Source organism: Streptomyces sp. Z26, from assembly GCF_003665095.1.
Classification (GTDB): Bacteria; Actinomycetota; Actinomycetes; order Streptomycetales; family Streptomycetaceae; genus Streptomyces; species Streptomyces phytohabitans.
This window is the reverse complement of the sequence record NZ_RCHV01000002.1, coordinates 6,315,461-6,341,647: the sequence shown is the minus strand read 5'-3', so window position 1 is coordinate 6,341,647 and position 26,187 is coordinate 6,315,461. Positions and strand designations below refer to the sequence as shown.

The 26,187-nt window shown below is 74.2% G+C and carries 25 protein-coding genes; 15 read left to right on the top strand and 10 right to left on the bottom strand.

The features are described 5' to 3' along the window. Positions 1–110: 110 nt before the first annotated feature. Both D7M15_RS27490 and D7M15_RS27485 read left to right on the top strand, forming a co-directional pair. The gene (locus D7M15_RS27490; RefSeq protein WP_121519955.1) at positions 111–776 is read left to right on the top strand and encodes a TetR/AcrR family transcriptional regulator; all 666 of its coding nucleotides are present in this window, start codon (positions 111–113) and stop codon (positions 774–776) included. 168 nt (positions 777–944) lie between these two features. Further along, the gene (locus D7M15_RS27485) at positions 945–2,300 is read left to right on the top strand and encodes an FAD-dependent oxidoreductase (protein WP_121521526.1); all 1,356 of its coding nucleotides are present in this window, start codon (positions 945–947) and stop codon (positions 2,298–2,300) included. Between the two features lie 73 nt (positions 2,301–2,373). On the opposite strand, the gene D7M15_RS27480 is transcribed toward D7M15_RS27485, so the two are convergent. After that, positions 2,374–2,769, bottom strand: a complete 396-nt coding sequence (locus D7M15_RS27480) for a helix-turn-helix transcriptional regulator (RefSeq protein ID WP_121519954.1) — start codon at positions 2,767–2,769, stop codon at positions 2,374–2,376. Between the two features lie 147 nt (positions 2,770–2,916). On the opposite strand from D7M15_RS27480, the gene D7M15_RS27475 reads away from it, so the two are divergent. The 5 genes from D7M15_RS27475 (at position 2,917) to D7M15_RS27455 (ending at position 8,221) form a co-directional block, all read left to right on the top strand. Next, positions 2,917–3,996 carry an NADH:flavin oxidoreductase/NADH oxidase gene (locus D7M15_RS27475; RefSeq protein WP_121519953.1) on the top strand — a complete coding sequence of 360 codons (1,080 nt, stop codon included), beginning with the start codon at positions 2,917–2,919 and terminating at the stop codon, positions 3,994–3,996. A gap of 137 nt (positions 3,997–4,133) precedes the next feature. Beyond that, entirely contained in the window at positions 4,134–5,243 is a 1,110-nt protein-coding gene (locus tag D7M15_RS27470; RefSeq protein ID WP_121519952.1) for an exo-alpha-sialidase, read from the top strand. A 122-nt stretch (positions 5,244–5,365) separates the two neighbouring features. Then, positions 5,366–6,043 (top strand): uracil-DNA glycosylase, encoded by a 678-nt coding sequence (locus D7M15_RS27465; protein ID WP_121519951.1) that lies wholly within the window; start codon positions 5,366–5,368, stop codon positions 6,041–6,043. Further along, on the top strand, positions 6,040–7,188 hold the full coding sequence (locus D7M15_RS27460) for a BadF/BadG/BcrA/BcrD ATPase family protein (RefSeq protein WP_121519950.1): 1,149 nt from the start codon (positions 6,040–6,042) through the stop codon (positions 7,186–7,188). Before D7M15_RS27465 ends, D7M15_RS27460 begins: the two co-directional genes overlap by 4 nt. A gap of 109 nt (positions 7,189–7,297) precedes the next feature. Then, on the top strand, positions 7,298–8,221 hold the full coding sequence (locus D7M15_RS27455; RefSeq protein WP_206337436.1) for a hypothetical protein: 924 nt from the start codon (positions 7,298–7,300) through the stop codon (positions 8,219–8,221). Positions 8,222–8,313: 92 nt separating this feature from the next. Here D7M15_RS27455 and D7M15_RS27450 read toward each other — a convergent pair whose 3' ends face one another. The 3 genes from D7M15_RS27450 to D7M15_RS27440 all read right to left on the bottom strand — a co-directional run bounded on the left by D7M15_RS27450 (position 8,314) and on the right by D7M15_RS27440 (position 11,778). Beyond that, positions 8,314–9,396 (bottom strand): lactonase family protein, encoded by a 1,083-nt coding sequence (locus D7M15_RS27450; RefSeq protein WP_121519948.1) that lies wholly within the window; start codon positions 9,394–9,396, stop codon positions 8,314–8,316. Positions 9,397–9,544: 148 nt separating this feature from the next. After that, positions 9,545–10,720: an acyl-CoA dehydrogenase family protein gene (locus D7M15_RS27445; protein WP_121519947.1), complete on the bottom strand. Its 1,176-nt coding sequence runs from the start codon at positions 10,718–10,720 to the stop codon at positions 9,545–9,547. An 89-nt stretch (positions 10,721–10,809) separates the two neighbouring features. Beyond that, positions 10,810–11,778: an ABC transporter permease gene (locus tag D7M15_RS27440; RefSeq protein ID WP_121519946.1), complete on the bottom strand. Its 969-nt coding sequence runs from the start codon at positions 11,776–11,778 to the stop codon at positions 10,810–10,812. Positions 11,779–11,878: 100 nt separating this feature from the next. Between D7M15_RS27440 and D7M15_RS27435 the strand changes: the two genes are divergently transcribed. The 3 genes from D7M15_RS27435 (at position 11,879) to D7M15_RS27425 (ending at position 13,992) form a co-directional block, all read left to right on the top strand. Further along, positions 11,879–12,511 carry a TetR/AcrR family transcriptional regulator gene (locus tag D7M15_RS27435; protein ID WP_121519945.1) on the top strand — a complete coding sequence of 211 codons (633 nt, stop codon included), beginning with the start codon at positions 11,879–11,881 and terminating at the stop codon, positions 12,509–12,511. Between the two features lie 208 nt (positions 12,512–12,719). After that, entirely contained in the window at positions 12,720–13,253 is a 534-nt protein-coding gene (locus tag D7M15_RS27430; RefSeq protein ID WP_121519944.1) for a nuclear transport factor 2 family protein, read from the top strand. A gap of 43 nt (positions 13,254–13,296) precedes the next feature. Then, a complete protein-coding gene (locus D7M15_RS27425) occupies positions 13,297–13,992 on the top strand; it encodes an HAD family phosphatase (RefSeq protein ID WP_121519943.1) in 696 nt (231 codons plus the stop codon). Here D7M15_RS27425 and D7M15_RS27420 read toward each other — a convergent pair. Both D7M15_RS27420 and D7M15_RS27415 read right to left on the bottom strand, forming a co-directional pair. Next, entirely contained in the window at positions 13,971–15,644 is a 1,674-nt protein-coding gene (locus D7M15_RS27420; RefSeq protein WP_240649750.1) for a bifunctional phosphatase PAP2/diacylglycerol kinase family protein, read from the bottom strand. The genes D7M15_RS27425 and D7M15_RS27420 overlap by 22 nt on opposite strands. 179 nt (positions 15,645–15,823) lie before the next feature. After that, positions 15,824–16,246, bottom strand: a complete 423-nt coding sequence (locus D7M15_RS27415; protein ID WP_121519942.1) for a YjbQ family protein — start codon at positions 16,244–16,246, stop codon at positions 15,824–15,826. A 125-nt stretch (positions 16,247–16,371) separates the two neighbouring features. Between D7M15_RS27415 and D7M15_RS27410 the strand changes: the two genes are divergently transcribed. From D7M15_RS27410 to D7M15_RS27400, 3 genes are all read left to right on the top strand, one after another. Further along, the gene (locus D7M15_RS27410) at positions 16,372–17,523 is read left to right on the top strand and encodes an NAD(P)-binding domain-containing protein (RefSeq protein WP_240649523.1); all 1,152 of its coding nucleotides are present in this window, start codon (positions 16,372–16,374) and stop codon (positions 17,521–17,523) included. A gap of 120 nt (positions 17,524–17,643) precedes the next feature. Continuing rightward, a complete protein-coding gene (locus D7M15_RS27405; protein WP_121519941.1) occupies positions 17,644–18,930 on the top strand; it encodes a DUF1343 domain-containing protein in 1,287 nt (428 codons plus the stop codon). A 51-nt stretch (positions 18,931–18,981) separates the two neighbouring features. After that, a complete protein-coding gene (locus D7M15_RS27400; protein WP_121521520.1) occupies positions 18,982–19,269 on the top strand; it encodes a YiaA/YiaB family inner membrane protein in 288 nt (95 codons plus the stop codon). A 78-nt stretch (positions 19,270–19,347) separates the two neighbouring features. Here D7M15_RS27400 and D7M15_RS27395 read toward each other — a convergent pair whose 3' ends face one another. After that, positions 19,348–19,878, bottom strand: a complete 531-nt coding sequence (locus tag D7M15_RS27395) for an O-acetyl-ADP-ribose deacetylase (RefSeq protein ID WP_121519940.1) — start codon at positions 19,876–19,878, stop codon at positions 19,348–19,350. An 84-nt stretch (positions 19,879–19,962) separates the two neighbouring features. Here D7M15_RS27395 and D7M15_RS27390 point away from each other — a divergent pair, with 84 nt between their 5' ends. Continuing rightward, entirely contained in the window at positions 19,963–21,084 is a 1,122-nt protein-coding gene (locus tag D7M15_RS27390; RefSeq protein WP_121519939.1) for a DUF2332 domain-containing protein, read from the top strand. A gap of 66 nt (positions 21,085–21,150) precedes the next feature. Here D7M15_RS27390 and D7M15_RS27385 read toward each other — a convergent pair whose 3' ends face one another. Beyond that, positions 21,151–22,896 carry an ABC transporter ATP-binding protein gene (locus tag D7M15_RS27385; RefSeq protein WP_276314496.1) on the bottom strand — a complete coding sequence of 582 codons (1,746 nt, stop codon included), beginning with the start codon at positions 22,894–22,896 and terminating at the stop codon, positions 21,151–21,153. Positions 22,897–23,127: 231 nt separating this feature from the next. Between D7M15_RS27385 and D7M15_RS27380 the strand changes: the two genes are divergently transcribed. Next, entirely contained in the window at positions 23,128–23,682 is a 555-nt protein-coding gene (locus tag D7M15_RS27380) for a MarR family transcriptional regulator (RefSeq protein ID WP_121519937.1), read from the top strand. 135 nt (positions 23,683–23,817) lie between these two features. Here D7M15_RS27380 and D7M15_RS27375 read toward each other — a convergent pair whose 3' ends face one another. Together D7M15_RS27375 and D7M15_RS27370 are read right to left on the bottom strand one after the other, a co-directional pair. Beyond that, on the bottom strand, positions 23,818–25,185 hold the full coding sequence (locus D7M15_RS27375; RefSeq protein WP_121519936.1) for an alpha-amylase family protein: 1,368 nt from the start codon (positions 25,183–25,185) through the stop codon (positions 23,818–23,820). Between the two features lie 195 nt (positions 25,186–25,380). After that, positions 25,381–26,145 carry a L,D-transpeptidase family protein gene (locus D7M15_RS27370; RefSeq protein WP_240649521.1) on the bottom strand — a complete coding sequence of 255 codons (765 nt, stop codon included), beginning with the start codon at positions 26,143–26,145 and terminating at the stop codon, positions 25,381–25,383. Positions 26,146–26,187 lie beyond the last annotated feature (42 nt).

Sequence of the window (26,187 nt, the reverse complement as noted above, 5' to 3'; positions counted from 1 at the left end):
CCGCGTCGCCCCGATACCGACGGCTGCCCGGATTCCCACCCGTGACAGGCCGGAACCCGGCTGCCCCGCGAGTATACTGGCTCGCAGCCAGTCAACGCAGGAGTTACAGGATGTCCCCTCGGAGCGCATCGGTCAATGAAGAGTTGCGCCGACGTTCGCGCGAGCGACTGCTCCAGGCGACCGTCGACCTCGTCGGCAGCCGCGGCTACGAGGCGACGACCCTCGGTGACATCGCCGACCACGCGGGTTCCGCGCGCGGACTGATCTCGTACTACTTCCCCGGGAAGCGCTACCTCTTCCAGTCCGCCGTGCACCGCCTCATGCATCTGACGGTGACCGAGGCGGTGGAACGGCCACCCCGGCCGGACGGCCCCCGCGCGGGACACGAGGCACTGGCCCGCGCCATCGACGCCATCCTCGGACTGGCCGACGAACGCCCCGTGCTGATGCGCGCGCACATGGCCGGCATCCTCCAGCAGGAGGGCTTCGTCCGCTGCGACGAACAGCAGCAGCTGGCGACCGCGCTGCGCGGCGCCCTCACCGCCTACGGCACGCCGGACCCGGAAGCCGACTACCCGTTGCTGCGCGCGCTGTTGATGGGCTCGGTGGTCGCGCTGCTGCTGCCTGGGGCGCCCCTGCCGCTGGGGCGGCTGCGCGCGGAGATCTTCACCCGGTACGGCCTGGAATGGGAGCTGGGCAACCCGCCGGAGGGCGAGCGGACGCAGCCGACGATCGAGAAGTACGCGGGGCGGGGGCAGCTCCCGGCGCAGCGGTGATACGACGCGTACGAGCGGTACGCGCCGGTGCGGGCACGCGGACGGCACATGCGCGACCTCCGCGCCGGGGCGCGTACGGGCCGGGGCTTCGGCCGACGACGTACTCCCGTCGGCGGTCTCCCGGTGGGATGCTGGAGGCCCCGGCGGAAGGATGCTGCGGTGTCGGATCTGATGCGCGTGGCGATCGTCGGCTCGGGCCCCAGCGGGGTGTACGCCGCGCAGGGCCTCGCCCCCGCCGAGGGCGGCGGGCCCCGGATCGCGGTCGACGTCCTCGACCGGCTGCCCGCACCGTACGGCCTGGTGCGCTACGGGGTGGCGCCCGACCACGAGAAGATCAAGTCCCTTCAGCAGAACCTCCGTTCCGTGCTGGAGCGGCCCGGCGTCCGGTTCCTCGGCAACGTGGCGGTGGACGGGCGACGACTGCGGCCCGCGGACCTGCTCGGCGTGTACCACGCGGTGGTGTACTGCGTGGGGGCCGCCGTCGACCGGCGTCTCGGCATCCCCGGGGAGGACCTGCGCGGGAGCCGTTCGGCGACGGACTTCGTGTCCTGGTACAGCGCGCATCCGGACGCCGCGCCCGACTTCCCGCTGGAGGCGCGTACGGCCGTCGTGATCGGTGTCGGGAACGTCGCGGTGGACGTGGCCCGCGTGCTGGCCCGTCGGGCGGAGGAGCTGCGCCGTACGGACATGCCCGGCGCCGCGCTCGACGGCATCGCGGGGAGCGGCGTCCGGCACGTCTCGGTGGTGGGCAGACGGGGGCCGGGCCAGGCGAAGTTCACCACCAAGGAGCTGCGCGAGCTGGGCGCGCTGCCACACGCGGACGCGCGCGTACGCCGCTCGGAGCTGGTGCTCGATCCCGCGTACGACGACCCGTCGGGCCTCCCTCCAGCCGCGCGCCGCAACCTGGACGTACTGCGCGGCTGGGCGGCGCGTGGCGGGAGCGGCCACGCGCGCACGGTCGAACTGCGCTTCTTCCTCCGCCCGGTGGAGCTGCTGGACGACGGCACGGGCGCGGTGCGGGCGGTGCGCTTCGAGCGGACCGCGCCGGACGGGTCGGGCGGGGTGGCGGGGACGGGACGCTACGAGGAGATCGAGGCGCAACTGGTGCTCCGTTCCGTGGGCTACCGGGGAGTGCCGCTTTCCGGGCTGCCGTTCGACGAGGTGACGGGCACGGTGCCGAACGCCGCCGGGCGGGTGCTACGGGACGGCGTGGTGTCGCCGGGTGAGTACGTCGCGGGCTGGATCAAGCGCGGTCCGACAGGCGTGATCGGCAGCAACCGTCCGTGCGCGAAGGAGACCGTGGCCTCCCTCACGGCGGACGCGCCCGGATTGCTGCGCGGGTCCGGGCCCCGGGAGCGCGACCCGGTGGAGTGGCTGCGTGCGGCGGGGTGTGAGCCCGTCGAATGGCGGGGCTGGCAGGGGATCGAGGCGGCGGAGGCGGAGCTGGGGCGGAGCCTGGACCGCCGCCCGGTGAAGATCGCGGACTGGGCGGGCCTGCTCGCGGCGGCGCGGCGCACGGACTGAACCGGCCGCCGACGGCAGGCCGTTCGGGCCCTCCGGCCAAGGGCGCCAACCGTCGGGCAGGTGACCGCCCCAGCTACGCGTCGTCGGTTCCGCCCTGTCTCTTGTCGGCCGCGAGGACGCAGCCGAGCAGCCCGGGGAACAGCGCCTCCAGGTCCTCCTCCCGCAGGGCGTTCAGCTTCGCCGTGCCCTGGTAGGTCTGCCGGATCACACCGCTCTCCCTCAACACCCGGAAGTGGTACGTGGTGGTCGACTTGCTGACCGGCAGGTCGAAGAACGAGCAGGGCAACTCCTCCGTGTCGGCCGCCAGCTCCCGCACCACCTGGAGCCGCACCGGGTCGGCGAGGGCTTGCAGCACCCCCTCCAGCCGGATCTCCAGGCGGGTCGGGTGCGGCAACCGGCGGGCGTCGGCCCGCGTCTCCGGCGCGGCGCTCCGCCGCGCCTGCTCCTCCTGCACGGACTGCTCCGTCATGGTCCTGGCCTCACATCGGGTCGCTCGGGCTATCACGAACTCGTTGTACGAGAACTCTCGTAGTTTGACATATCCCGTACTACGATGTCTATCGTACTCGCAGTCGTCCCACTCCGGCCCCGTGCCGAGATCAGGAGAGATCCCGCCGTGAGCGCACTTTTCGAGCCGTACACCCTCCGGTCGCTGACGATCCCCAACCGCGTCTGGATGTCCCCGATGTGCCAGTACTCGGCGGCGGAGTCCGGCCCGGACACGGGCGCCGCGAACGACTGGCACTTCGCCCACTACGCGGCACGCGCCGTCGGTGGGGCGGGACTGGTGATGGTCGAGGCCACCGCCGTCAGCCCCGAGGGCCGTATCAGCCCCGCCGACCTGGGAATCTGGAACGACACGCAGACCACGGCCCTGCGCCGCGTCACGGAGTTCGTGAAGGCCCACGGAGCGGTCCCGGCCGTGCAGCTCGCCCACGCGGGCCGCAAGGCGTCGACCGGCCTGCCCTGGCGGGGCGGCGCGCCGCTCGGTGCCGACGAGGGCGGCTGGCGCACGTCGGCGCCGAGCCCGCTGCCGTTCGACGAGGGACATCCGGTCCCGGACGAGCTGTCACCCGACGCGATGGCGGCGGTCACGCGGCAGTTCGCCGACGCGGCGCGCAGAGCCCTGGACGCCGGTTTCGAGGTGGCGGAGATCCATGGCGCGCACGGCTATCTGATCGGCGAGTTCCTGTCCCCCCACAGCAACCACCGCGAGGACGCGTACGGCGGCTCCTTCGAGAACCGCACCCGCTTCGCCCTGGAGGTGGTCGACGCCGTCCGCGAGGTGTGGCCGTCGGAGCTGCCGCTGTTCTTCCGCGTCTCGGCCACGGACTGGCTGGAAGCCGGAGGCTGGACCGCCTCGGACACGGTGCGGTTCGCGGCGGAGCTGCGGGCGCACGGCGTCGACCTGCTCGACGTCTCCAGCGGCGGCAACGCCCCGGGGGTCCGCATACCGACCGGGCCGGGTTACCAGGTGCCGTTCGCGGCGCGGGTCCGCGCCGAGACGGGACTCCCCGTGGCCGCGGTCGGCATGATCACCGAGACGGAGCAGGCGGAGAAGATCCTCGCCAACGGCGAGGCGGACGCGGTGCTGCTGGGCCGCGCGCTGCTCCGCGACCCGTACTGGACACGGCGCGCGGCGCGGGAGCTGGGCCGTGACCCCGAGGTGCCCCCGCAGTACGCACGCGGGGCCTGACCCGGCGAGAACGCCGACCCACGCGCCGTCCACACGCCTTTGAACTGGGCCGACGCGCTCCAGCGGGCCGATTGTCAGTACCACGGTGCAGACTGCCGAGTACCTCAGACACCGACGTCACGGAGGAGTGTTCCGGCATGGCGGACGTACTGCTCGCGGTAGGCACGCGCAAGGGGTTGTTCCTGGCCCGGAGACCGGTGGGCGCGCGCGGCGCGCCGGGCTGGGAGTTCGACGGCCCGCACTTCAACGCGCAGGCCGTCTACTCGGTCGGCATCGACACCCGACCCGCTTCCGGGCCCCGGCTCCTCGTCGGCGGTGACAGCGCGCACTGGGGCCCGTCGGTGTTCCACTCCGACGACCTCGGCGCGACGTGGGTGGAGCCGGAGCGGCCCGCGGTGCGCTTCCCGGAGGACACCGGCACCTCGCTGGAACGTGTCTGGCAGCTCCAGCCCGCGGGCCCCACCGCTCCCGGCGTGGTCTACGCGGGCACGGAGCCCGCCGCGCTGTTCCGTTCGGACGACGGGGGCGCGAGCTTCGCCCTGGTCCGCCCGCTGTGGGACCACCCCACCCGGGAGAGCTGGGTGCCCGGGGGCGGTGGTCTGGGTCTGCACACGATCCTGGTGGACCCGCGCGACGAGGACGCGGTCACCGTGGCGGTCTCCACCGGCGGCGCCTACCGCACGGATGACGGCGGCCGCAGCTGGGAGCCGTGCAACCAGGGTGTGCAGGCGACCTTCCTGCCCGAGAGCCAGCGGTTCCCGGCGTACGGCCAGTGCGTGCACAAGGTCGCGCGGGACGCGGTGGACCCCGACCGGCTCTACCTCCAGAACCACTGGGGCGTCTACCGCAGCGACGACCGCGGGTCGAGCTGGACGTCGATCGGTGACAGCCTGCCGTCCGACTTCGGCTTCCCCGTCGCCACCCATCCCCGGCGCGGCGGCGTGGCCTACGTCTTCCCGCTGAACGCCGACTCGGACCGGGTGCCCGCCGAGCGCCGCTGCCGGGTGCACCGGACGGAGGACTCCGGGGAGAGCTGGGAGGAACTGACCACCGGGCTCCCGGAGTCCGCGCACTACGGCCCGGTGCTGCGCGACGCGATGTGCGTGGACGACGCCGACCCCGCGGGCGTCTACTTCGGGAACCGCAACGGCGAGGTCTTCGCCAGCGCCGACGACGGCGACAGCTGGCAGCAGTTGGCCGGGCACCTGCCCGACGTGCTGTGCGTGCGGGCGGCGGTGATCGCCTGACCGGCGTGCCCCCTCGACGTGCCCGGGCGTGAACTCCCGTACGGGGCAGGCGGTTACAGGAGGCCGGGAAGAGTGACCGAATTGGCCGGGGCACCACCCTCGACGCACTAGAGTGACCGCTCGTGGCTGCACGAGCGTTGAATGAGATCGTTGAACCGGGCTGGGCGAAGGCGCTGGAACCGGTGGCCGAACGGGTCGCCGCCATGGGTGACTTCCTGCGCGCGGAGATCGCCGCGGGCAGGACGTACCTCCCGGCGGGGGCGAATGTCCTGCGGGCCTTCCAGCAGCCGTTCGACGAGGTGCGTGTGCTCGTCGTCGGGCAGGACCCGTATCCGACGCCCGGTCACGCGGTGGGGCTCAGCTTCTCGGTGGCGCCCGAGGTCAGCCCCCTGCCGGGCAGCCTGGAGAACATCTTCCGGGAGCTGCACAGCGACCTGGGTCTCCCCCGCCCGTCCAACGGGGACCTCACCCCGTGGACGGAGCAGGGCGTCCTCCTCCTCAACAGGGCGCTGACGACCGCGCCCCGCAAGCCCGCCGCCCACCGCGGCAAGGGCTGGGAAGAGGTCACGGAGCAGGCCATCCGGGCGCTGGTCGCCCGCGGCCGACCGCTGGTGTCGGTGCTGTGGGGCCGGGACGCCCGCAATCTGCGGCCCCTCCTCGGCGGCCTCCCCGCCGTCGAGTCCTCGCATCCGTCGCCCATGTCGGCCGACCGCGGTTTCTTCGGCTCCCGCCCGTTCAGCCGCGTCAACGACCTGCTGGCCCAGCAGGACGCGCCCCCCGTGGACTGGCGCCTGCCGTGACCGCGCGCTGGGTGCTCGGAGTCGACTCGGGCGGCTCCGGCCTGCGTACGGCACTCGCCCCCGCGGGTACGGAGACGTCGGCCGCCACATCCGCCGCAGGCGCGCAGGGGGTGCCGGGAGCGGTGGGCCGTACGGTGTCGGCCGAGCCCGTGCGTACGGGCGCGGCCGGGATCGACGCCACGCACCTGCTGGAGCAGTTGCTGCCCGCCGCCCGTTCCCTGCTGGCGGAGGCGGGCGGTGGACGCGTCGACACGGTCTGCGTGGGCGCGGCCGGTATGGCGACGCTCGGCGCGGGGTTGCGCGCGACCCTGCCCGCGGCCCTGGCCGAGGCGCTCGGCGTGTGCCGACTGGCGCTGGCCGCCGACGCGGTGACCGCGTACGCGGGGGCCCTCGGCGAGGAGCCCGGAGCGGTGGTGGCGGCGGGCACGGGAATGATCGCGCTCGGAACGGACCTTCGCGGCTGGCGGCGGGCGGACGGCTGGGGGCACCTCCTCGGTGACCGCGGTGGCGGTGCCTGGATCGGGCAGGCGGGTCTGGACGCCGCGCTCCGGGCGTTCGACGGCCGGGCGGGCGGCTCGGCCGCGTTGCGGAAGCGCGCGGAGCTGCTGTTCGACTGCCGTGTCGACGGCCTGCCCGCAGTGCTGTATCCGCGTACGGATCGCCCCGCGGTGCTGGCGTCGTTCGCGCCGGAGGTACTGCGCTGCGCGTCCGGTGTGGACGGTGGGGGCGTCGACCCGGTCGCGGCGGGGATCGTCCGCCGGGCGGCCGAGGAGATCGCCGCCACCGCCGCCGCCGTGTGCCCGCCCGCGGAGGACGCGCGCCCGGACCGCACGACGACGGAACCCACGGCGGACCCCACGGCGAACGACGCGACGACGGACCGCGCCGGGGCTGAGGACACGGGACCGGACGGCGCCGGGGCGGTGTCGGACGCGCACCCGCGGGTGGCGCTCACGGGCGGGCTGTTCCGCTCCGGCACGGCCCTGCTGGAACCGGTACGGGAGCAGCTCGCCGTACGCCTCCCGCACGCGCGCGCGGTGACCGCCGCGGGCGACCCGCTGGACGGAGCGCTGCTGGTCGCGACCCGTTTGAGCGTGAACGCGTTGCGGCTGCCCACAGGCTCGCCGCTGCTCACCGTCAGCTGAGGGCACACCCCTTGGAGTGCACGACGACACGCGCCACAAAAGGTGCATAACCGGACCGTCCTCCCCCGCCTCGACAGTCGGTACCACCAAGGCATTAACATGCGGCGACATGAGCTCCCCCACTGGGCCGGACAACGGCCTGCCCGTACGAATGCCGCGCCCTCGCCAGTCCGGACGGCACCGCCGGCCTGAGCCCGTGGTGGCGCCGGAGAACGCCCCGGCTCTGGTGCTCGCCGTCCCCGGCGAGCCGTCCACGGCGACGCGGGGCCTGGCCTCCGAGATCGTGAGCATCGCGCGCTCCGAGCTGCCCGGTCTGGACGCCCGGGTGGGCTACGTGGACGGCGGCGGCGAGGAGTTCCCCGCACTCGACGCGGTTCTCACGCAGGCCGCGGAGGAGCGCGCCACGGCGGAAGAGCAGGGGGAGGAGTCGTCCGCCGAGGGTGGCCCCGAGGCGCCCGCCGCCGTCGTGGTGCCGCTGCTGGCGGGTCCGGACGCGAGCCAGATGCGGCAGATACGGCAGGCGGTGCTCAGCAGCGGCTCCGGCTCGGAGCTGACCGACGTGCTCGGCCCGCACCCGCTCCTCGCGGAGGCCGTCCACGTGAAGCTCTCGGAGGCGGGTCTCGCACGCGCCGACCGGGCGCGCCTGTTCACGGTCGCAACGGCGGCGGACGGCATCATCCTGGCCACCATCGGTGGCGAGGAGGCCGTGCAGGCAGCGGGCATCACGGGGATGCTGCTCGCGGCCCGGCTCGCGGTCCCGGTGCTGGCCGCGGGGCTGGACGACGACGGCGCGGTGGCGCGGATCGCCGGTCAGCTGCGGGAGTCCGGTTCGCAGCAGCTGGCCGTCGCGCCCTGCCTGATCGGCCCCGAGGTCCCTGAGGGCCTGCTCGCCGCGGCGGCGGAGGAGGCGGAGTGCCCGACGGCCGAGCCGCTGGGCGCCTACCCGTCGCTGGGCAAGCTCGTCGCTTCCGCGTACGCCGCGAAGCTCGGGCTGCCGCAGCAGCCGCAGGGCATGGGCATGCCGATGCGCTGACGCGCACCGGATACGCAGTTCTCGGGACACGCCCGCCCGGTACGGAGGAGCACCGGGCGGGTGCGCGTCGAGAGCTGCCGGGGGCGCCGACGTCAGCCGAAGACCACGCACGAGGCGGCGGGCGCCTCCACCGATCCGGCCCGGCGCGGTGTCCCCGTACGGGCGTCGGGCACGAACCAGGTGACGTCCCCGGAACGCTCGTTGGCCGCGTACAGCCACCGCTCCGAGGGGTGCAGTGCCAGACCCCGGGGCCAGTGCCCGCCGCAGGGGACGGTGTCGACGAGTTCCGCTGTGCCCCCGTCCCCGCCGAGCGCCAGTACGGCGATGTGGTCCTGGCCGCGTACGGCGGCCCAGGCGAAGCGCCCGTCGGCCCGCACCACCAGCTCGGACGGGTAGCTCTCGCCGGTCGCCTCCGGACCTACGAGCGGCGTCTCGGCGACGGGTACCAGCGTTCCCGCCGCGTCGTCCCAATGGCAGACGGTGACGGTGGCGTCGAGTTCGCAGGTCACGTACGCGTGGCGCCCTCCGGGGTGGAACGCGATCTGGCGCGGCCCGCTGCCCGGCCGCAGCCGTACCTCGCCGTACGGTCGCACGGCGCCACCGCCCGCGTCCGCGTCCGTTTCGAGGTCGTAGATCCACACGGAGTCCGTACCGAGGTCCGCCGCGAGCAGCCAGCGTCCGGAGGGCGCGGGCACCACCGCGTGCGCGTGCGGTCCGCGCTGCCGTCCCGTGTCGGGTCCGGAGCCCCGGTGCGGGTGTACGGAGGGCTGGCCGCCGAGGGTGCCGTCCGCGCGCAGGGGCAGCGCGCTGACGCTGCCGGAGGTGTAGTTGGCGGTGAACAACCGGCCGCCCGCGAGCACCAGATGCGTCGGCCCGGCGCCCCGTACGGGCACCGGTTCGCCCAGCGGCTCCGGGCGGTCGCGGTCGGCCAGTGACAGCGCCGCGGCCGTACCGGACTCGGTCTCGCAGACGGCGTAGAGCAGACCGGGGCGGATCGCGAGGTACGAGGGGTCGGGCAGCGCCCGGTCCGTGTGGTGCATGGGGTGGAGCCCGCCGTCGGGTGCGACGACGGCCGTGGTGACGCCGCGGCCTCCGGCCGAGGTGAACGAGCCGATGTAGGCGCGGTCCGCCGGCGAGGACGGCGCGGAGGACCCCGCCGGGCTGTCGGTGGTCACTGCTGGGCCTTCCGTCGGTGACGATGATCGGGAGGACCGTAGCAGCCGGTGCGGGCAGGTCAGGGCCCGGTGCCGCACCGACGGGAGGGGCCCGCGACCGTCGGCGCGGGCCCCTCGTACACCTGCGTGACCGGGATGGTGGGCGGCCTCAGCGGAAGGCGGCCTCGCCCGTCAGCGCCTTGCCGATGACGAGGGTGTGCACCTCGCTGGTGCCCTCGTAGGTCAGCACCGACTCCAGGTTGTTGGCGTGGCGCAGCACCGGGTACTCCAGCGTGATGCCGTTGGCGCCGAGGATGGTGCGGCACTCGCGGGCGATGGCGATGGCCTCGCGCACGTTGTTCAGCTTGCCCACGCTGATCTGCTCGGGTGTCAGCTTTCCCGAGTCCTTGAGCCGCCCGAGGTGCACGGCGAGCAGCATGCCCTTGCCCAGCTCCACGGCCATGTCGGCCAGTTTCTGCTGGGTGAGCTGGTACGAGGCGAGGGAGCGGTCGAAGACGGTGCGCTCTGCCGCGTACGACAGCGCCGTCTCCAGGCAGTCGCGGGCGGCACCGAGCGCGCCGAAGATGATGCCGAAGCGCGCCTCGGTGAGGCAGCCGAGGGGCCCGGAGAGGCCGCGTACGTGGGGCAGCACGGCGTCGGCGGGCAACCGTACGTCCTCCAGGACCAGTTCGGCGGTCACGCTCGCGCGCAGGGACAGCTTCTTCTTGATGGCGGGGGCGCTGAAGCCGGGGGTGCCCGCCGGGACGAGGAAGCCGCGGATGCCGTCGTCCGCGCGGGCCCAGACGACGGCGACGTCCGCCACGGAGCCGTTCGTGATCCACATCTTGGTGCCGTTCAGCACCCAGTCGGCGCCGTCGCGACGGGCGTGGGTGCGCATCGAGGCCGGGTCGGAGCCCGCGTCGGGTTCGGTGAGGCCGAAGCAGCCGATCTTCTCACCCGCCGCCATCCCAGGCAGCCACTGCTGCTTCTGCTCCTCCGTGCCGTACTTCCAGATCGCGTACATGGCGAGCGAGCCCTGCACCGACACCAGGCTGCGCAGCCCGGAGTCGACGGCCTCCAGTTCGTGGCAGGCGAGGCCGTACGCGACGGTGTTGGTGCCCGCGCAGCCGTACCCCTCCAGGTGCATGCCCAGGACGCCGAGCTCGCCGAGGCGGCGGGCCAGTTCGCGGGCGGGGATCTCGCCCTCCTCGAACCAGTCGGCCACGTGGGGCCGCAGCTCGCGCGCTCCGAAGGTCCGTACGGTGCTGCGGATCTCGCGTTCCTCGTCGGTCAGCAGTCCGTCGACGGCGAGCAGGTCGAGAGGGTGTACGGGCGACGACGTCATTCCGGCCTCCAAGCTGTACGGCGCCCCGGCCCGGCGCGCCCCGGCATGGGCACCTTAGCGGCAGGTCACCGGGGTGCGGCGGGCGCCTCCTACGCGGGTGCCCCGGCGGCGGCGGAGGCGTCGGCCGTACGGCGGGCACGGAGTACGGGGCCCAGGAGGACCAGCGCGAGCCCGAGCACGGTCCAGACACCGAGGGTGGCGAGGGGACCGGCGACGCCGTGCCCGTCGAAGTACGCCACGGAGCGCAGCAGGCTGCCGCCCGCGCCGGGCGGGAGCAACTGGCCGAGCGTGCCGACCGGTTCGGGCAGCAGCTGGGGCGCGCTGGTGACGCCGGAGAAGGGGTTGCCGAGCAGCATGATGACCAGCGCGCCGAGCCCGATCCCGGCCGGGCCGAGCAGTGCGGCGAAGCCCGCGACCGTGGCACCGCCCGCGAGGGCGGCCAGCGCGAAGGCGCCCGCCTCGGCCCACCAGTCGCCGGCGAGGGCGCCGAGCCAGCTGTCCGTGACGGCCGCGGCGACGAGTCCGATGACGGTGGCGGCCGCCAGTACGGTCACCAGGGCCCGGAGACCGCGCAGGCCGAGGGTGCTGACGGCGGCGCCCATGGCGATGCCCGCCAACGCCATGGGCAGGGCGCTGGAGTTGAGCGCCGTGCCGCGCGGGTCGTTCTCCGGGAGGGGGACGACGTCCTCGGTGGGCACCGTACGTCCGTCGCGCTCGCCGAGGGACTCGGTGAGCAGCTGCGCGACGGTCGGGGCGGCCGCGGAGGCGACGAGGAGGCGGGGGCCCCGGTCGGTGACGACGACGGCGCCGTACACCTCCCGCTCCTTGATGGCCGTGCGCGCGGCGGCCGCGTCGGGGTAGCCGTGCACCTCGAACGCGCCCTCGCGCTTCTCCAGTTGGGCCTTGACCGGTGCGACGGCCGCGGTGGCCCCGGCGACTCCCAGGGGCAGGTCCCGTGGGGCGAGGCGGGCGCTGGGCCAGAGGAACGCCCACAGGGAGAACGCGATCACGGCCGGCACCACGAGGACGACCACGATCATGCTGCGGACCTGTGACATGGAAACCCCTGCTCGTAGAAGGATCGTTCGTTTTACGAGTTCACTGTGAACCCCTGAGGGCCACTTTTCAAGAAAGAACGTTCGTTTTAGCCTGAGACGCATGGCACGCGTTTCCCAGGCACACCTCGACGCCCGACGGCAGCAGATCATCGACGGCGCGCGGCGCTGCTTCGCCCGCAACGGCTTCCACGCCACCTCCATGCAGGACGTGTTCCAGGAGACCGAGCTGTCGTCCGGAGCGGTCTACCGCTACTTCCGCAGCAAGGACGAGCTGATCAAGGCGGTGGCCGCCGAGGCGTTCACGTACATGCGGGAGAGCTTCCGGGACGCCGCCCGCGAGGCGCCCGCCCGCCCGTTCGAGGACGTCGTCAGCGGCGTGCTCACCCACGCGCTGACGGAGCAGGCGCGGCGGGCGGGCACCGACATCGGCACGTTCGCCGGGCTGATACTCCAGGTCTGGGGCGAGACCCTGCGGGACGAGCGGCTGGCCATGGCCCTCGACGACGGCTACGAGGACATGCGCCTCGTGTGGAACGCCCTGGTCCACGCGTACCAGCGGGCCGGGCGCCTGCGTACCGACGTCCCCACCGAGCACGTCGTACGCACCCTGATGTCCCTCGCCCAGGGCTTCATCGTGCAGCAGGCGCTCTTCGGGGGGATCGGTGAGGACGTGCTGCGCGACGGCCTGCGCGCCCTGGCGACGACGGTGCCCGAGGAGACGCCGGACACCTGACGGCGCCGGACGCTCCCGCCCCGGCTCGCGCGCGGTAGGGCCGTCGGCGAGTGCCCGCGCCGCCCGCCCGCCCGGGTGCGCCGCCCCCAGGAACGTCCCGCCCTGGCCACTCCCCCGTCCCCCGCCGGAGCATGGGTGCCCGGCGGGGCGTACGCGTCACCGCGTACGCCCGCCGCGCCCCTCGACACTCCCCTGGGAAGGACCCGACATGCCCCGCACCACGACCGGACAGGACACACCGGCCGCACGGCCCGGACACTGCGCCCTGGAGCGCAGGCTCCGGCTGCTGGAGGACCGGGAGGCGCTGCGCTCCCTGCTGCACCGCGGTTGGTGGGCGCTGGACCGCAGGGACTGGGGTACGTGGATCGGCTGCTGGGCCGAGGACGCGGTGCTGGAGTTCGGACCGTGGGAGGAGGTGCGCGGCAGGGACGCGATCCGGGCCAGGGTGGAGGAGGCGGAGTCGGCGTACCCGAGCATGCAGCACCATCTCCTCAACCTGGACTTCGACGTGGACGCCGAACACGGACGGGCGACGGGCACCGGCTACATGTGGTTCGTCGCCGTCACCGCTCCCGGGCTCGACACGGCGCCGTACGCGATGGGCGGCCCGTACGACTGGGAGTTCCGCCGCGACGACGGCGCCGCGGACGGGGGCCAGAACAACGGCGGTTGGCGGCTGACGCGGCAGCGGCTCGGGGTCTGGTGGACAACGGGTGAGGACCGGCAGAACTCGTTCGGGTAGCCCCTGTCGGCCCACCGCGCCGGATAGTTGGCAAGCTGGCGCCATGAGCCCATCCCTCCCCGTCCCGGTGATCTTCGACCTGGACGGCACCCTCGTCGACAGCGAGCCGCACTACTTCGCGGCGGCACACACCGTCCTGGCCGCGCACGGCGTACCGGGCTTCACCTGGGAGGAGCACGAGCGCTTCATCGGCATCGGCACCCGGGAGACGGTGGAGACCCTGCGCGCGCGGTACGGGATCTCCGCCCCGGTGGACGCGTTGCTGGCGGAGAAGAACACCGCCTACCTGGCGTTGGCCCGCTCCTCCGCCCAGGTCTACGCCCCGATGCAGCAGCTGGTGGAACGGCTGCACGCGGGCGGCCATCCGCTGGCGGTCGCGTCGGGTTCGTCCCGTACGGCCATCGACGCCGTGCTGTCGGACACCGCGCTCGACCGGCTGCTGCCGGTGCGCGTCTCGGCGGAGGACGTCGGGCGGGGGAAACCGGCGCCGGACGTGTTCCTGGAGGCGGCCCGCCTGGTGGGCGCCGCGCCCGCGGACTGCGTGGTGGTGGAGGACGCGCCGCCCGGCGTGGAGGCGGCGCGCCGGGCGGGGATGCGATGCGTCGCGGTGCCGTACGCGCACGGCGCGGCCGGGGACGCGGCGTTCGCCTCCGCGGGGCTGGTCTTCCCGGGCGGGCAGGTGGAGTTCGACCCGGGGCGGGCGTACGACTGGGTGCGTCAGGCGGGCAGCGGCCGGTAGACCGTCAGGGCCTCGTGGAGCTTGTCGACGAGCAGTTCGGCGGGTGCCTCCGCGACCTCCCCGTCGTACGCGAGCAGCGTGCCGGAGGGGATGTCGTTGATCCGCAGCCGCCGAAGTCGTGCGGTGCTGTGCAACGGCGAACGGTTAACGACACTGGTGAGCGCCGCCGCGAACAGTCGGGCGCGGGCCCACCGGCCGCCGCGCACCACCCGTACGTCGAGCAGCCCGTCCGCCAGGTCCCGGCGTCGTACGGGCGCCAGGCCGATGCCCTTGTACGCGCAGTTCCCGACGAACAGCTGCCACAACAGCCGCTGCCTGCCGCCCAGTCCGGCCTCCACCTGCCCCGAGGTGCGCAGCACGTGCACACCGGCGACGACACCGGCGGGCCAGGCACCGATGCGTGGGGCCCAACGTTCGCGGATGCGTACGAGTTCGGGGTACGAGCCGAGGCTGAACGTGTTGAGGAAGTAGCCGGAAGCGCCGCCGTCACCGTCCCCCTCCGCCCGCCCCGGCCCCGGCGTGAAACGGGCGACGTCGACGCCCGCCGCCTCCCCCGCGGCCACGGCGCGGCAGGCGTCCGCGACGGTCTCGATGCCGAGGTCGTAGGCGAAGTGGTTGCGGGTGCCGCCGGGCAGCACCGCGAGCGGCACCCCGTACCTCAGGGCGGCGGTGGCGGCGGCGTTGATGGTGCCGTCGCCGCCGAGTACGCCGAGCGCGCCGCTCTGATCCGACGCGCGGGCCGCCGCCTTCTCCATGGCGTCGGTGACGGAGCCGGACGCCGGGTCGCAGACGACGATCTCGGCCTCGGGGAGGGCCGAACGGACCGTCGACAGCGCGGCGTTCGCGGCGACGGCGTCACCCGCAGCGACGGCGCCGCCCCCGGTCGCCGTACGGTCGCCGTCGGCCGTACGGGGCCCGGCCGCGCCGCCGTCCGTGACCATCCGGTCCGCCCCCTCCGGCGCCCCGTCCGCATCGCCGTTGCCGTCCCCGTCGGACGCCGGGTCCGCCGTGCGCTGCCCGGCGGAGACGTTCGCGACCAGCACCAGCCCCGCGCCGTCGCGCAGCGGGGGCGCGTCCGCCACGGGACGCGCCGGGGCGGGCAGTTGGGCGCGCGTGGGCGAGACGCCGCGCACGGCGTACGCCGCGCCCACGCCGAGGAGCGCGCCCGCGAGCACGTCGCTGGGGTAGTGCACGCCGGTGTAGACGCGGGAGAACGCCACCGCCGCCGCCACCGGCGCGACCACCGCGCCCCAGCGCGGCGACTCCAGCGCCACCCCCGTGGCGAACGCCGCGGCCGACGCGGCGTGCCCGGACGGGAAGGACGTGGTGACCGGCTGGCGGCTCAGGCGGCGTATCACCGGCACGGTGTCGACGAGCGGGCGGGCACGCCGTACGGCGCCCTTGCCGAGGGTGTTGACGGTGCCGGAGGCGACCGCGAGCGACGCGACGCCGCGTACGGCGGCCCGCCGCCCCCGGGGCGTGCCGACCGCCGCCATCCCCGCGGCGGCGGCGAACCACAGCACGCCGTGGTTGGCCGCGCGGCTCAGGCTGGGCAGCACCCGGTCGCCGCCCGGCCAGTGGCGCGCGGCCACACGGTCGAACAGGCCGTGGTCCCAGGCGCCGACGCGGCGGGCGTGCGGAATCCACCGCACCGCGTCGGACCCTCTCTTCTCGCGGGTAGTCAACTGCCGCTCCTCCACTCGCTCCCGTACGGGGCTCGTCCCCGTGGGGGCCCGGTGTTCCGGGACCTGCCGCCTACCCGGCAACCCGCCGGGCTCACCTCCCGGACCGTACGGTTCCGGTCACGCCCCGCGCGCCTCCGGGCGGCCCCTCAGCCCAGGAAGCTGAGGCGCACCTGCCGTCGGGGGTTGTCGCGGTTGGTGTCGACGAGGCAGACGGACTGCCAGGTGCCCAGTTCCAGGCGCCCGGCGAGCACCGGCAGGGTGGCGTGCGGCGGTACGAGCGCGGGCAGCACGTGGTCGCGGCCGTGGCCGGGGCTGCCGTGCCGGTGCCGCCAGCGGTCGTCGGCGGGCAGCAGGTCGCGGAGGGCGGCGAGCAGGTCGTCGTCGCCGCCCGCGCCGGTCTCCAGGACGGCGACGCCCGCGGTGGCGTGCGGCACGAAGACGTTGAGCAGCCCGTCGCGGCCGCGCGCGACCCGGTCGAGGAACTTCGCGCAGTCGCGCGTCAGGTCGGTGACGGTCTCGTCCGCACCGGTGGTGAGGTCGAGGACGTGGGTCCGCAGTGCGTCGGTCATGGCCCCATCCTGCCGTGCCGCCCCTCCGCACGTGTCGTCGGACGGTGGGCGGATGACCGAAACGACGTCCGCCGGGGGGGACGTTCCGCGGGAAGCCGTGGGCGGTTCCGGTGGTTGGCAGAGACATGAAAGGCACCCGTACGGACGAGGACATGACGTTCGTGGACGCGGTGGTCGTCGGCGCCGGGCAGGCGGGCCTGTCCAGCGCGTACCACCTGCGCCGCCTCGGCATGGAGCCCGGCCGCGACTTCGTCGTCCTGGACCACTCCCCCGCGCCCGGCGGCGCCTGGCAGTTCCGGTGGCCGACGCTGACGTACGGCAGGGTGCACGGCATGCACGCGCTGCCCGGCATGGAGCTGACCGGGGCCGACCCGGCCCGGCCGTCCGCCGAGGTGGTCGGCGGCTACTTCGCCGCGTACGAGCGCGCCTTCGACCTGGCCGTACGCCGCCCGGTCGACGTGACGGCCGTACGCGACGCGCCGGAGGACGGCCCCGGGCGGCTGCGCGTCGAGACCGGGTCGGGGACGTGGTCGACGCGGGCCGTGATCAGCGCGACGGGCACCTGGGATCGCCCGTTCTGGCCGCGCGTGCCGGGCCAGGAGACGTTCCGGGGGCGGCAGTTGCACACGTCCCGCTATCCGGGGCCCGACTCGGACGTGTTCACCGGGAAGCGGGTGGTCGTGGTGGGCGGCGGTACGTCCGCGGTGCAGCACCTGCTGGAGATCGGCCCGGTGGCGGCGGCCACGACGTGGGTGACGCGGCGACCGCCGGTGTTCCGGGAGGGGCCGTTCGGCGAGTACGAGGGCCGGGCGGCGGTGGCGAGCGTCGAGGAGCGCGTACGGGTGGGGCTGCCGCCGCGCAGCGTCGTGTCCGTGACGGGCCTGCCGCTGTCGGAGGCGGTACGCGACGCGCGAGCGAGCGGGCTGCTGGAGCGGCTGCCGATGTTCGCGCGCGTCACGCCCGACGGCGTGGAGTGGGCGGACGGGCGTACGGCGGCGGCCGACACCCTCCTGTGGGCCACCGGTTTCCGGCCGGTCATCGCACACCTCGCGCCGCTCCGGCTGCGCGAACCGGGCGGCGGCGTACGGCTGGACGGTACCCGGGCGGTCCGCGACCCGAGGGTGCACCTCGTGGGATACGGGCCGTCGGCGAGCACCATCGGCGCCAACCGGGCGGGGCGCGCGGCGGCCCGCGACGTACGGCGGCTGCTGGACGCGGCGCCCGCCCCGGACGGGGGCACGGACGTACGGGGGCTGGCGACCGCGACCACCGCGTAGGACGGGAGCGACGTACGGGGGCGGCGTACGGACGGGCCGCCCCCGTACGACATTGCTCTGGACCTTTGTCGTCGGGTGCGGCCCCTTGTCGCTCCGGGAGAGCACGGATAGCTTCCCCGCATGCCTACCCGCCGCTCACTCCTCACCGGTGGCACCGCCGCCCTGACCACTCCCCTGCTCACCTCCGGGCAGGCGCGCGCCGCCGCGCCCGACGCGTCCGCCGCGCACTCCCGCGGGGTGACCACCGGCGCCGAGCTGTCCGCCGCCCGTGGCTGGTCCCTGCTGCGCGGTCGGCGTACGGGCGTGATCAGCAACCCGACGGGCGTCCTGCGCGACACCAGCCACATCGTCGACTCCATGGCCGCCCGCGACGACCTCGACGTCGTCGGCGTCTTCGGCCCCGAGCACGGCTTCCGCGGCAGCGCGCAGGCGGGCGAGTCGGAGCCGGAGTTCGAAGACCCGCGTACGGGCCTGACGGTGTACGACGCGTACGGCGCGGACGCGGCGAAGATGCGGGAGCTGTTCACCAAGGCGGGCGCGGACACCCTCGTGTTCGACATCCAGGACGTCGGCGTCCGCTTCTACACGTACATCTGGACGATGTACCACGCGATGGTCGCCGCCCGCTCCATCGGTGCGCGGTTCGTCGTGCTCGACCGCCCGAACCCGGTGGGCCGCCGCGCGGACGGCCCGATGATGACGGACGGGTACACCTCCGGGGTGGGCCTGAAGCCGATCATCCAGCAGCACGGGATGACCGTCGGTGAGCTGGCCCGCTACTTCAACGGCGAGCTGCTGCCCGACGAGGGCGACGGCGGCCGGGTCGAGCTGGAGGTCGTGGAGATGCGCGGCTGGCGGCCGTCGCACGTGGGCGCGACCGAGGGGCTGCCGTGGGTGCCGCCGTCACCGAACATGCCGACGGCGGACACGGCCGTCGTCTACCCCGGTACCGGCTGGTTCGAGGGCACGAACCTCTCCGAGGGACGCGGCACGACCCGCCCCTTCGAGTTGATCGGCGCACCGTACCTGGACCACCACCTGAGCGACCGGCTGAACGCGCGCGGGCTGCCGGGCGTGCGGTTCCGCGAGGGCTACTTCGTGCCCACCTTCAGCAAGCACGAGGGCGAGACGTGCGGGGGCGTGCAGGTCTTCGTCACGGACCCGGCGCGCTACCGCCCGGTACTGACGGCGGTCGCGATGCTGGTGGAGGCGCGCCGCTACGACGACTTCGCCTGGCGCGAGGACGCGGACACCGAGCGCCCGTTCTGGATCGACAAGCTGTCCGGCTCGCCGCGGCTGCGCGAGATGGTCGACGACGGCCGGGAGCCGGACGAGATCGCCGCCGCGTGGGCGGGCGAGGTACGGGAGTTCACGCGGAAGCGCCGCAGGCATCTGCTCTACCGCTGAGTGAGTACCCGTACTCATGACCGCATGTCGGCGCGCGGCCACGATGAGCGCATGACGACACAGATCCAGCGGCCGACGACGGCGGCTTTCCAGGCCCAGGCCACGATCTCCTTCGGTGTGTCCCTCGCCGCTGTCGGCGTGGGCGTCGTGTACCTGCCGCTCGGGCCGTGGGAGCGCGGCTTCCTCGGGCTCGGCGTGCTGTTCCTGATCAGCTCCTCCTTCACCCTCGCCAAGTGCGTGCGCGACCGGCAGGAGACGCAGGAGATCTCCCACCGCGTCGAGCAGGCGCGGGTCGACAAGCTCCTCACCGAGCACGACCCGCTGGAGCTGCGGACCTGACCGCGCGGGGAGGCGGTACGGGCCGACGCGCGGGGCGGTCCCGTACGGAGCAGAGGCCGCGCAGGTCGGTTCCGCGGGTCAGAACAGCGTCTCCAGCGCGGTGGTGAAGGCGCGCTCCGCGGACTCGCCGAAGACGACGAAGCGCACCTCGTCGAAGCGTCCGGGGGGACTGTCGACGCCCTCGCGCACCGTACGGACGGCGACGCGCGCGCCGTCGTCGAGGGGCCAGCCGTAGACACCAGTGGAGACGGCGGGGAACGCGACCGTACGGGCGCCGAGTTCGGCGGCGACCCGCAGCGACTCGGCGTAGCAGGACCCGAGGAGGGCCGAGCGGTCGTCGCCCGCGGCCCAGACCGGCCCCACCGTGTGGATCACCCATTGCGCGGGGAGCCGTCCGGCTGTCGTGGCCACGGCGTGGCCGGTGGGCAGGCCGCCGCCGTAGCGGCCCGCGCGCAGCCGACGGCACTCGGCGAGGATCTCCGGGCCGCCTCTGCGGTGGATCGCGCCGTCGACACCGCCGCCGCCCAGCAGTGACGAGTTGGCGGCGTTCACCACGGCGTCGACGGCCTGCTCCGTGATGTCGCCCCGTACAAGGGTGAGTTCCGTCATGCGATCATCGTGCCACGCTGCGTAGCGCCTCCCCGCTCACCGGTGGCGGCTCGTCCGCGCGCGTGCCGCGTAGAAGGGGGAGCCATGTCCCGCGAACGTCTCGCCCGATCGATCGACTGGCAAGCCCGCTCCTGCGCCGAGTTGGGCTCGCCGCTGTACGCGGCGCTGCTGCCGTACGTGGCGCACGACGTCCGTGCCGGGGGTGTGTGCGCGCGGGTGCTCGCCGGGTACGAGGACGCGCCCGGCCCGGACGCCGTCGCGTTGCGGCTCCTGGGCGGCGTCCACGCGCTGGCACTCACCGGCGGGGCCCCCGAGCTGGCCGCCCTGTACGCGGACGCCCCGCCCGGCGCGCCCGGACCGGACCGGTCGCGGGCCGTCTGGGACACCTTCCGCGGCACCGTCGACGGCGCGACCGCGTGGGTGCGCGACTGGATGACGCGCCCGCCGCAGACGAACGAGACCGGGCGCGCGAACCTGCTGCTGCCCGGCGCGCTGTACGCCGTGGCGCGGCTGTCGACGGAACGGGCGGGCGGCGCGGCGGGGGACGCTGGGGCGCTCCCGGTGCGGCTGTTCGAGCTGGGGGCGAGCGGCGGCCTCAACCTCCGCGCGGACCGGTTCCACCAGGCGGCGCCGGGCCTCGCCTGGGGCCCGGCGGACTCGCCCGTACGGCTGCCCGTGGACGCCTGGCGCGGCCCCGTACCGGCGTGGCTGGCCGACGCGGCCCGGCGGCACCCCGCGCTGGACGTCGTCGGACGCGCCGGGTGCGACCTCCACCCCGTCGACCCGCTGTCGGCGGACGGCGCGCTGGCGTTGCGCGCGTACCTGTGGCCCGACCAGCGGGAGCGCGCGGCGCGGCTGGCGGGCGCGCTCCGGCTGGCCGCGGAGGTACCGGCGCGGGTCGAGCGGCTGGGCGTCACCGAGTTCCTCGCCGGGATCACGCTCGAGCCGGGCACGGTGACGGTCGTCTGGCACTCGATCATGCGGCAGTACGTGCCGCGCGGGGAGTGGGCGCGGGCGGAGGCGGAGTTGGAGCGGCTGGCGCGGGCGAGCGGTCCGGACGCCGGGTTCGCGTACGTCACCTTCGAACCGGAGCCCGTACCGGACGGCGGCACGCCCTGCCGACTCGCCGTACGCGTCGGCTCCGGGCCGCGGCGGCTGCTGGCGGGAGGCGCCGCGCACGGGCTGCCCGCGTACGGCCTGGACTGAACGGACCGCGATGGCGCGGACCGGAATGGTGCGGACCGGTTCGGGTGGCCCGGGGAGGGCCGACCGTCAGGTGGGCGCGACGGCGTCGGTGCTGTCGCGGCGTACGAGGGCGGCGTAGCGGCCGTCCAGCGCGAGGAGTTCGTCGTGGGTGCCGCGTTCGACGACGCTCCCGGCGTCGAGGACGACGATCTGGTCGGCGTCCCGCACGGTGGACAGGCGGTGCGCGATGGTGAGCGTGGTGCGGCCCGCGGACAGGGCGTCGATGGCGTCCTGCACGTCCCGTTCGGTACGGGTGTCGAGCGCGCTCGTCGCCTCGTCCAGGATGAGCACCGGCGGGTCGCGAAGGATCGTGCGGGCGAGGGCGAGGCGCTGCTTCTCACCGCCGGAGAAGCGGTAGCCGCGCTCACCGACGAGGGTGTCGTACCCGTCCGGGAGGCCCGCGATGTGGTCGTGGATCTGCGCCGCGCGCGCGGCGGCGCGAAGCTCGTCGTCGGTCGCGTCGGGCTTCGCGAAACGGAGGTTGTCCGCGACGGAGGCGTGGAAGAGGTACGTCTCCTGGGAGACGACGCCGACCGCGCGGGACAGCGAGGCGAAGTCCAGGTCGCGTACGTCGGTCCCGTCGAGGGTGACGCGCCCCGAGGTGACGTCGTACAGGCGCGGCACCAGATAGCTCAGCGTGCTCTTGCCGGAGCCGGTCGGGCCGACGACGGCGAGGCTGCTCCCGGCGGGCACGGTCAGGTCGATCCGGTCCAGGGTCGGTTCGGGGGCGTCGGCGTCGTACGCGAACGTCACGTCCTCGAAGCGGACGTCGCCGCGCGCGTGGGCGAGACGTACGGGACGGGCGGGTTCGGCGATGTCCGAGCGCAGGTCGAGGTACTCGAAGATGCGCTGGAACAGCGCCAGCGACGCCTGCATGTCGACGCCCGTGGAGAGCAGCGAGACGGCGGGACGCAGCAGGCCCTGCTGGAGGGTGACGAACGCGACCAGGGTGCCGAGGGAGAAGACCGGGCCGCCGAACTGGAGGAGGACACCCGCGGACCAGTAGAGGAGCGCGGGGACGGCCGCCATGATCATGCCGATCGTCGCCATCCGCCAGCGCCCGGCCATGCTGGAGCGGACCTCCAGGTCCACGAGGCGTTCCGACTCCTGCGCGAAGTCGCGCGTGAGGGAGTCGGCGCGGCCCATGGTGCGGCCGAGCAGGATGCCGCTGACCGACAGCGACTCCATGACGACGGCGGACATGGCCGCCATCTGCTTCTGCCGCTGGGTGGTGATCCGCTTGCGCTCGTTGCCGACCCTCCGGCTGATCCAGACGAAGCAGGGCAGCAGCGCCAGGGACACCAGCGTCAGCCGCCAGTCCAGCGCGAGCATCGCTGCGATGGTCGCGATGACGCTGGTGAGGTTCGAGACGAGGGAGGTGGCGGTGGAGGTCACGGTGGCCTGCATGCCGCCGATGTCGTTGGCGATACGGGACTGGACCTCGCCGGTGCGGGTGCGCGTGAAGAACGCCAGGGGCATGCTCTGGAGCCGCGCGTACACCTCCGTGCGCAGGTCGTGCATGACGCGCTGCCCGACGGTGGTGCTGATGAGCGTCTGGAGGACGCTGAAGACACTGGTGACGACCGCGGTGAGGATCATGCCGAGGGCGAGCAGCGTGAGCAGCCCGGTGCGCTGTTCGGGGATCGCGACGTCGAGGATCTCGCGCAGCAGGAACGGCGAGGCGACGGAGACGAGCGATGACGCGCAGACGAGCAGGCCGACGAGGGCGAGGCGCGCGCGGTAGGGGCGGAAGAGGCGCAGGATGCGGCGGATGTGGGCGGGTGGGGTGGTCGGGGTCGACGGGGGTTGCTCGGTCGGGTGAGGGGACGGCTGCGGTACGGGTCCGGGGTCGGGGCTGGGCAATGGGCTCCTCGGTGTGGTGGATGGGACGTGCGGTGTGCGTACGGGTGACTCCGCGGAGGGTGCGGTCACCGGGCACGACGGCGAGCATAGTTCATTGTTACCTAAGCTCATAGTGAGTTTCGTCCTGCTACGCTGCGCCCCATGCCCCCGCATTCGAACCCGCGTCCGCCTGCCCGCTCCGCGCCGCCGTCCGCCGACCCGTCCCCGCCGCGGTCGACACCGGGGGGACCGCTGCGCGCGCGGACGGAGGCCGCGGACGCGACGGGCGCGAGCGCCGGTGACCTGGCCGACCAGTTGCTCGGACTGACCCGGCGGCTCCAGCACGCGTACAAGCGCGACCTCGCACCGCTGGGCGTCACGCCCGCGCAGTCGCGGCTGCTGCGCACGGTCGCGCGCAGCGACGGGCCGCCGCGCATGGCGGACGTCGCGGAACGGCTCGGCGTGGTACCCCGCGCGGTGACCACCCTCGTCGACGCCCTGGAGGAACGGCACCTGGTGCGCCGCGTACCGGACCCCGCCTCACGCCGGGTCGTACGGCTGGAGGTGACGGAGGACGGGGTGGCGGCGCTCAAGGAGCTGCGCAGGGCGCGGCGTTCGGCGGCGGAGGGCATCCTCGCGCCGCTCTCGCCGGAGCAGCGGACGCAGCTCAGCGCCCTGCTGGCGCTGCTCGGCGCCGAGGGCGCCGGTCACCGCTGACGGCCCCTCCCGGCACTCCTCCCGCGCACGTGGGCCGCACATCGCACCCGGGGGCGACCGGACACGACGGAGGCCCCGGCACCCCGCACGGCGAACCACCGTACGGAGGGCCGGGGCCCACACGAACCGTCTCCGCTACTCCCGCGCGTCCACGTGCAGCGCGAGGGCGCCCTTGGCGGGCACCGCGGCCTCGACCGTCCCGTCGTCCGCGACGGTCACGGTGTCGCCCCCGCAGTCGCCGGGCGCGGCCTTGGCGACGTTGCAGTACGTGCCGCTGGGCAGCGAGGTGGTGAACGTACGCCGGAGTTCCCCGTCGCCCGCGTTGAGGGCGACGAAGCCGCGGTCGCCCCGGCTGAAGGCGAGCGCGCCGCCCTCGGCCCACCAGTCCGTCAACTCGGCGTCGCCGACCGCGTTCCGGAAGCCGACCATGCCGGTGATGCCCGGCCGCGCGTGCATCCCGGTCCAGCCCTCGCCGCCACCGGGCGGGCCCGCGTCCTTGTCGGTCCACTCGTAGCCGGAGAAGACGTTGGGCGAGCCGTACGGGTGGGCGAGCATGAAGGTGCTGGCGAGCGCGTGCAGTTCGCCGTCCTTGTACGTGAGCGTCGAACCGTTCCGCTCGGTGTCCCAGTTGTCCACGAAGGTGCGGGCGGCGGCACTGTCCAGCTTGCCGTCCCCGATGCCGCCGAGGCCGGTCAGGTCGCCGCTCTGGAAGGCGCTCTTGAGGTGGGTGCCGTAGCGGAACTCGTCGACGTCGCCGATCCCGGTGTACTCGTCCGGCTGGACCGGTTCGCCCTCGCCGTGGATGACCTCGGAGACCCAGAAGCCGGGGTCGGCCATCTTCCCCTTGACGGCCTCCAGGTCGGTGGCGGACATGTGCTTGGCACCGTCGACGCGGAAGCCGTCGGCGCCCAGCTCGCGCAGGCTGTCGAGGTACGCGGCGATCTTCGTACGGACGACGTCGCTGCCGGTGTCGAGGTCCGCCAACCCGACGAGTTCGCAGGTCTGGACCTCGTCGCGGTTGGTGTAGTCGGCGATGTCCCTGCGGCAGCCGTGGAAGTCGCCGTCCTGGTAGAGCCCGGGGTAGTCGTACTTCGCGTACTGCGTGCCGCCGGTCCCGGTGCCGGAGCCCGCGGACATGTGGTTGACGACGGCGTCCGCGATCACCTTCACCCCGGCGTCGTGGCAGGCGTCGGCCATGCTCCGGAACGCGTCGGCGTCCCCGAGTCGGCCCGCGATCTCGTAACTGACGGGCTGGTACGAGGTCCACCACTGGTCCCCGGCGATGTGCTCGCTGGCGGGTGACACCTCGACGTAGCCGTAACCGGCCGGGCCGAGCGTGTCTGCGCACGCCTTGCCGACGGTGGCGAACGGTGTCTCGAACAGCGTCGCGGTGACGGTCTTCTCCCCGGGCGGCGCCGCCTGGGACTGCCACGGCCCGACGGCGTACAGCCCGCCCGTGGCGAGCACTCCCGCCAGCACTCCACCGAACAGACGTTGTCTCATCCTGCGGCTCCTTCGACGTGGGGGCACGGGGGTGCCCCGAAGGCAGCCACGCGCCAGGCCACCGTGGGGGTAGTGCGGCGAGCCTGCCGCCGCACCGTGCACACGTCAAGACGCTGCGCAAGGATTTCCGCGTTCTTGCTGCAAGGTATTGCGCCCCGGTCCGGGCCGGTACACCGCCGCCCCGGCCCGGTCGGCTCACTTCGCCAGCGACGCCTTGTCCCCCATGACCACGACGGGGTGCCGCTCCGGGTCGAGCGTGCGCAGCAGGTACTCCATCCCCGAACGGGACAGGCTGACGCAGCCCGACGTACCGCTGCCGTGGTCCATGTGCAGCCAGATGCTGCCGCCCCTGGACTGGCCCTCCGGCCGGGTCGGGTCGAGCGGCGAGGTGCCTTCGACCCGGTTGTAGTCGATGGCGATGACGCGGTCGAAGTCGTGCCGGGTGGACTTGGCCCAGTACGAGGGCGGGGTGAAGGCCGCGGTGTGCGTGTACGGCAGCTTCGCGCCCGGGTCGGGCAGTACGCCGCCCGCGTCGGACAGGCCGAAGACGCCCACGGGGCTGCGCTTGTCGCCCTCGTGGTGCCGGGGCGTCCAACCACGCTTGCCGTTGTGCGCGGGCCAGCTCTTGTCACGGGACCAGCGCCCGCCCTCCTTCGTGTACAGCTCCACGGTGGCGTCGGCCGAGTCCGCGCCCTCACCGTGGACCGCGACGACCTGCTCGGAGCGGGCCGGGATCTTCGCGTGGAGCCGGTCACCGACACCGGGAAGGCGCGTCGGATCGGCCTTCTCGGCGGACCCCTTCTTCGCGGAACCGCCCGACTCCGCGGCCGCCTTCCCGCCTCCCCCGTCGTCCCCGCCGTCGTCGCCGCAACCGCCGAGCAGCGCGGCCACCGCCACCGTCGCCACCGCAAGGGTCGCCGTCGTCCTGCCGCGCGCCCGCCCCACACCCGTTGTCTCCATTCCCTCATCGTCGCACCCCGCGCGGCGTGACGACGGGCCGGG

Bases quoted from the DNA above. Each gene is read 5' to 3' on its own strand.
- D7M15_RS27490 (WP_121519955.1), top strand. From the start codon at position 111: ATGTCCCCTCGGAGCGCATCGGTCAATGAAGAGTTGCGCCGACGTTCG.
- D7M15_RS27480 (WP_121519954.1), bottom strand. From the start codon at position 2,769: ATGACGGAGCAGTCCGTGCAGGAGGAGCAGGCGCGGCGGAGCGCCGCG.
- D7M15_RS27470 (WP_121519952.1), top strand. From the start codon at position 4,134: ATGGCGGACGTACTGCTCGCGGTAGGCACGCGCAAGGGGTTGTTCCTG.
- D7M15_RS27455 (WP_206337436.1), top strand. From the start codon at position 7,298: ATGAGCTCCCCCACTGGGCCGGACAACGGCCTGCCCGTACGAATGCCG.
- D7M15_RS27445 (WP_121519947.1), bottom strand. From the start codon at position 10,720: ATGACGTCGTCGCCCGTACACCCTCTCGACCTGCTCGCCGTCGACGGA.
- D7M15_RS27440 (WP_121519946.1), bottom strand. From the start codon at position 11,778: ATGTCACAGGTCCGCAGCATGATCGTGGTCGTCCTCGTGGTGCCGGCC.
- D7M15_RS27435 (WP_121519945.1), top strand. From the start codon at position 11,879: ATGGCACGCGTTTCCCAGGCACACCTCGACGCCCGACGGCAGCAGATC.
- D7M15_RS27430 (WP_121519944.1), top strand. From the start codon at position 12,720: ATGCCCCGCACCACGACCGGACAGGACACACCGGCCGCACGGCCCGGA.
- D7M15_RS27425 (WP_121519943.1), top strand. From the start codon at position 13,297: ATGAGCCCATCCCTCCCCGTCCCGGTGATCTTCGACCTGGACGGCACC.
- D7M15_RS27415 (WP_121519942.1), bottom strand. From the start codon at position 16,246: ATGACCGACGCACTGCGGACCCACGTCCTCGACCTCACCACCGGTGCG.
- D7M15_RS27410 (WP_240649523.1), top strand. From the start codon at position 16,372: ATGAAAGGCACCCGTACGGACGAGGACATGACGTTCGTGGACGCGGTG.
- D7M15_RS27405 (WP_121519941.1), top strand. From the start codon at position 17,644: ATGCCTACCCGCCGCTCACTCCTCACCGGTGGCACCGCCGCCCTGACC.
- D7M15_RS27400 (WP_121521520.1), top strand. From the start codon at position 18,982: ATGACGACACAGATCCAGCGGCCGACGACGGCGGCTTTCCAGGCCCAG.
- D7M15_RS27395 (WP_121519940.1), bottom strand. From the start codon at position 19,878: ATGACGGAACTCACCCTTGTACGGGGCGACATCACGGAGCAGGCCGTC.
- D7M15_RS27390 (WP_121519939.1), top strand. From the start codon at position 19,963: ATGTCCCGCGAACGTCTCGCCCGATCGATCGACTGGCAAGCCCGCTCC.
- D7M15_RS27380 (WP_121519937.1), top strand. From the start codon at position 23,128: ATGCCCCCGCATTCGAACCCGCGTCCGCCTGCCCGCTCCGCGCCGCCG.
- D7M15_RS27375 (WP_121519936.1), bottom strand. From the start codon at position 25,185: ATGAGACAACGTCTGTTCGGTGGAGTGCTGGCGGGAGTGCTCGCCACG.
- D7M15_RS27370 (WP_240649521.1), bottom strand. From the start codon at position 26,145: ATGGAGACAACGGGTGTGGGGCGGGCGCGCGGCAGGACGACGGCGACC.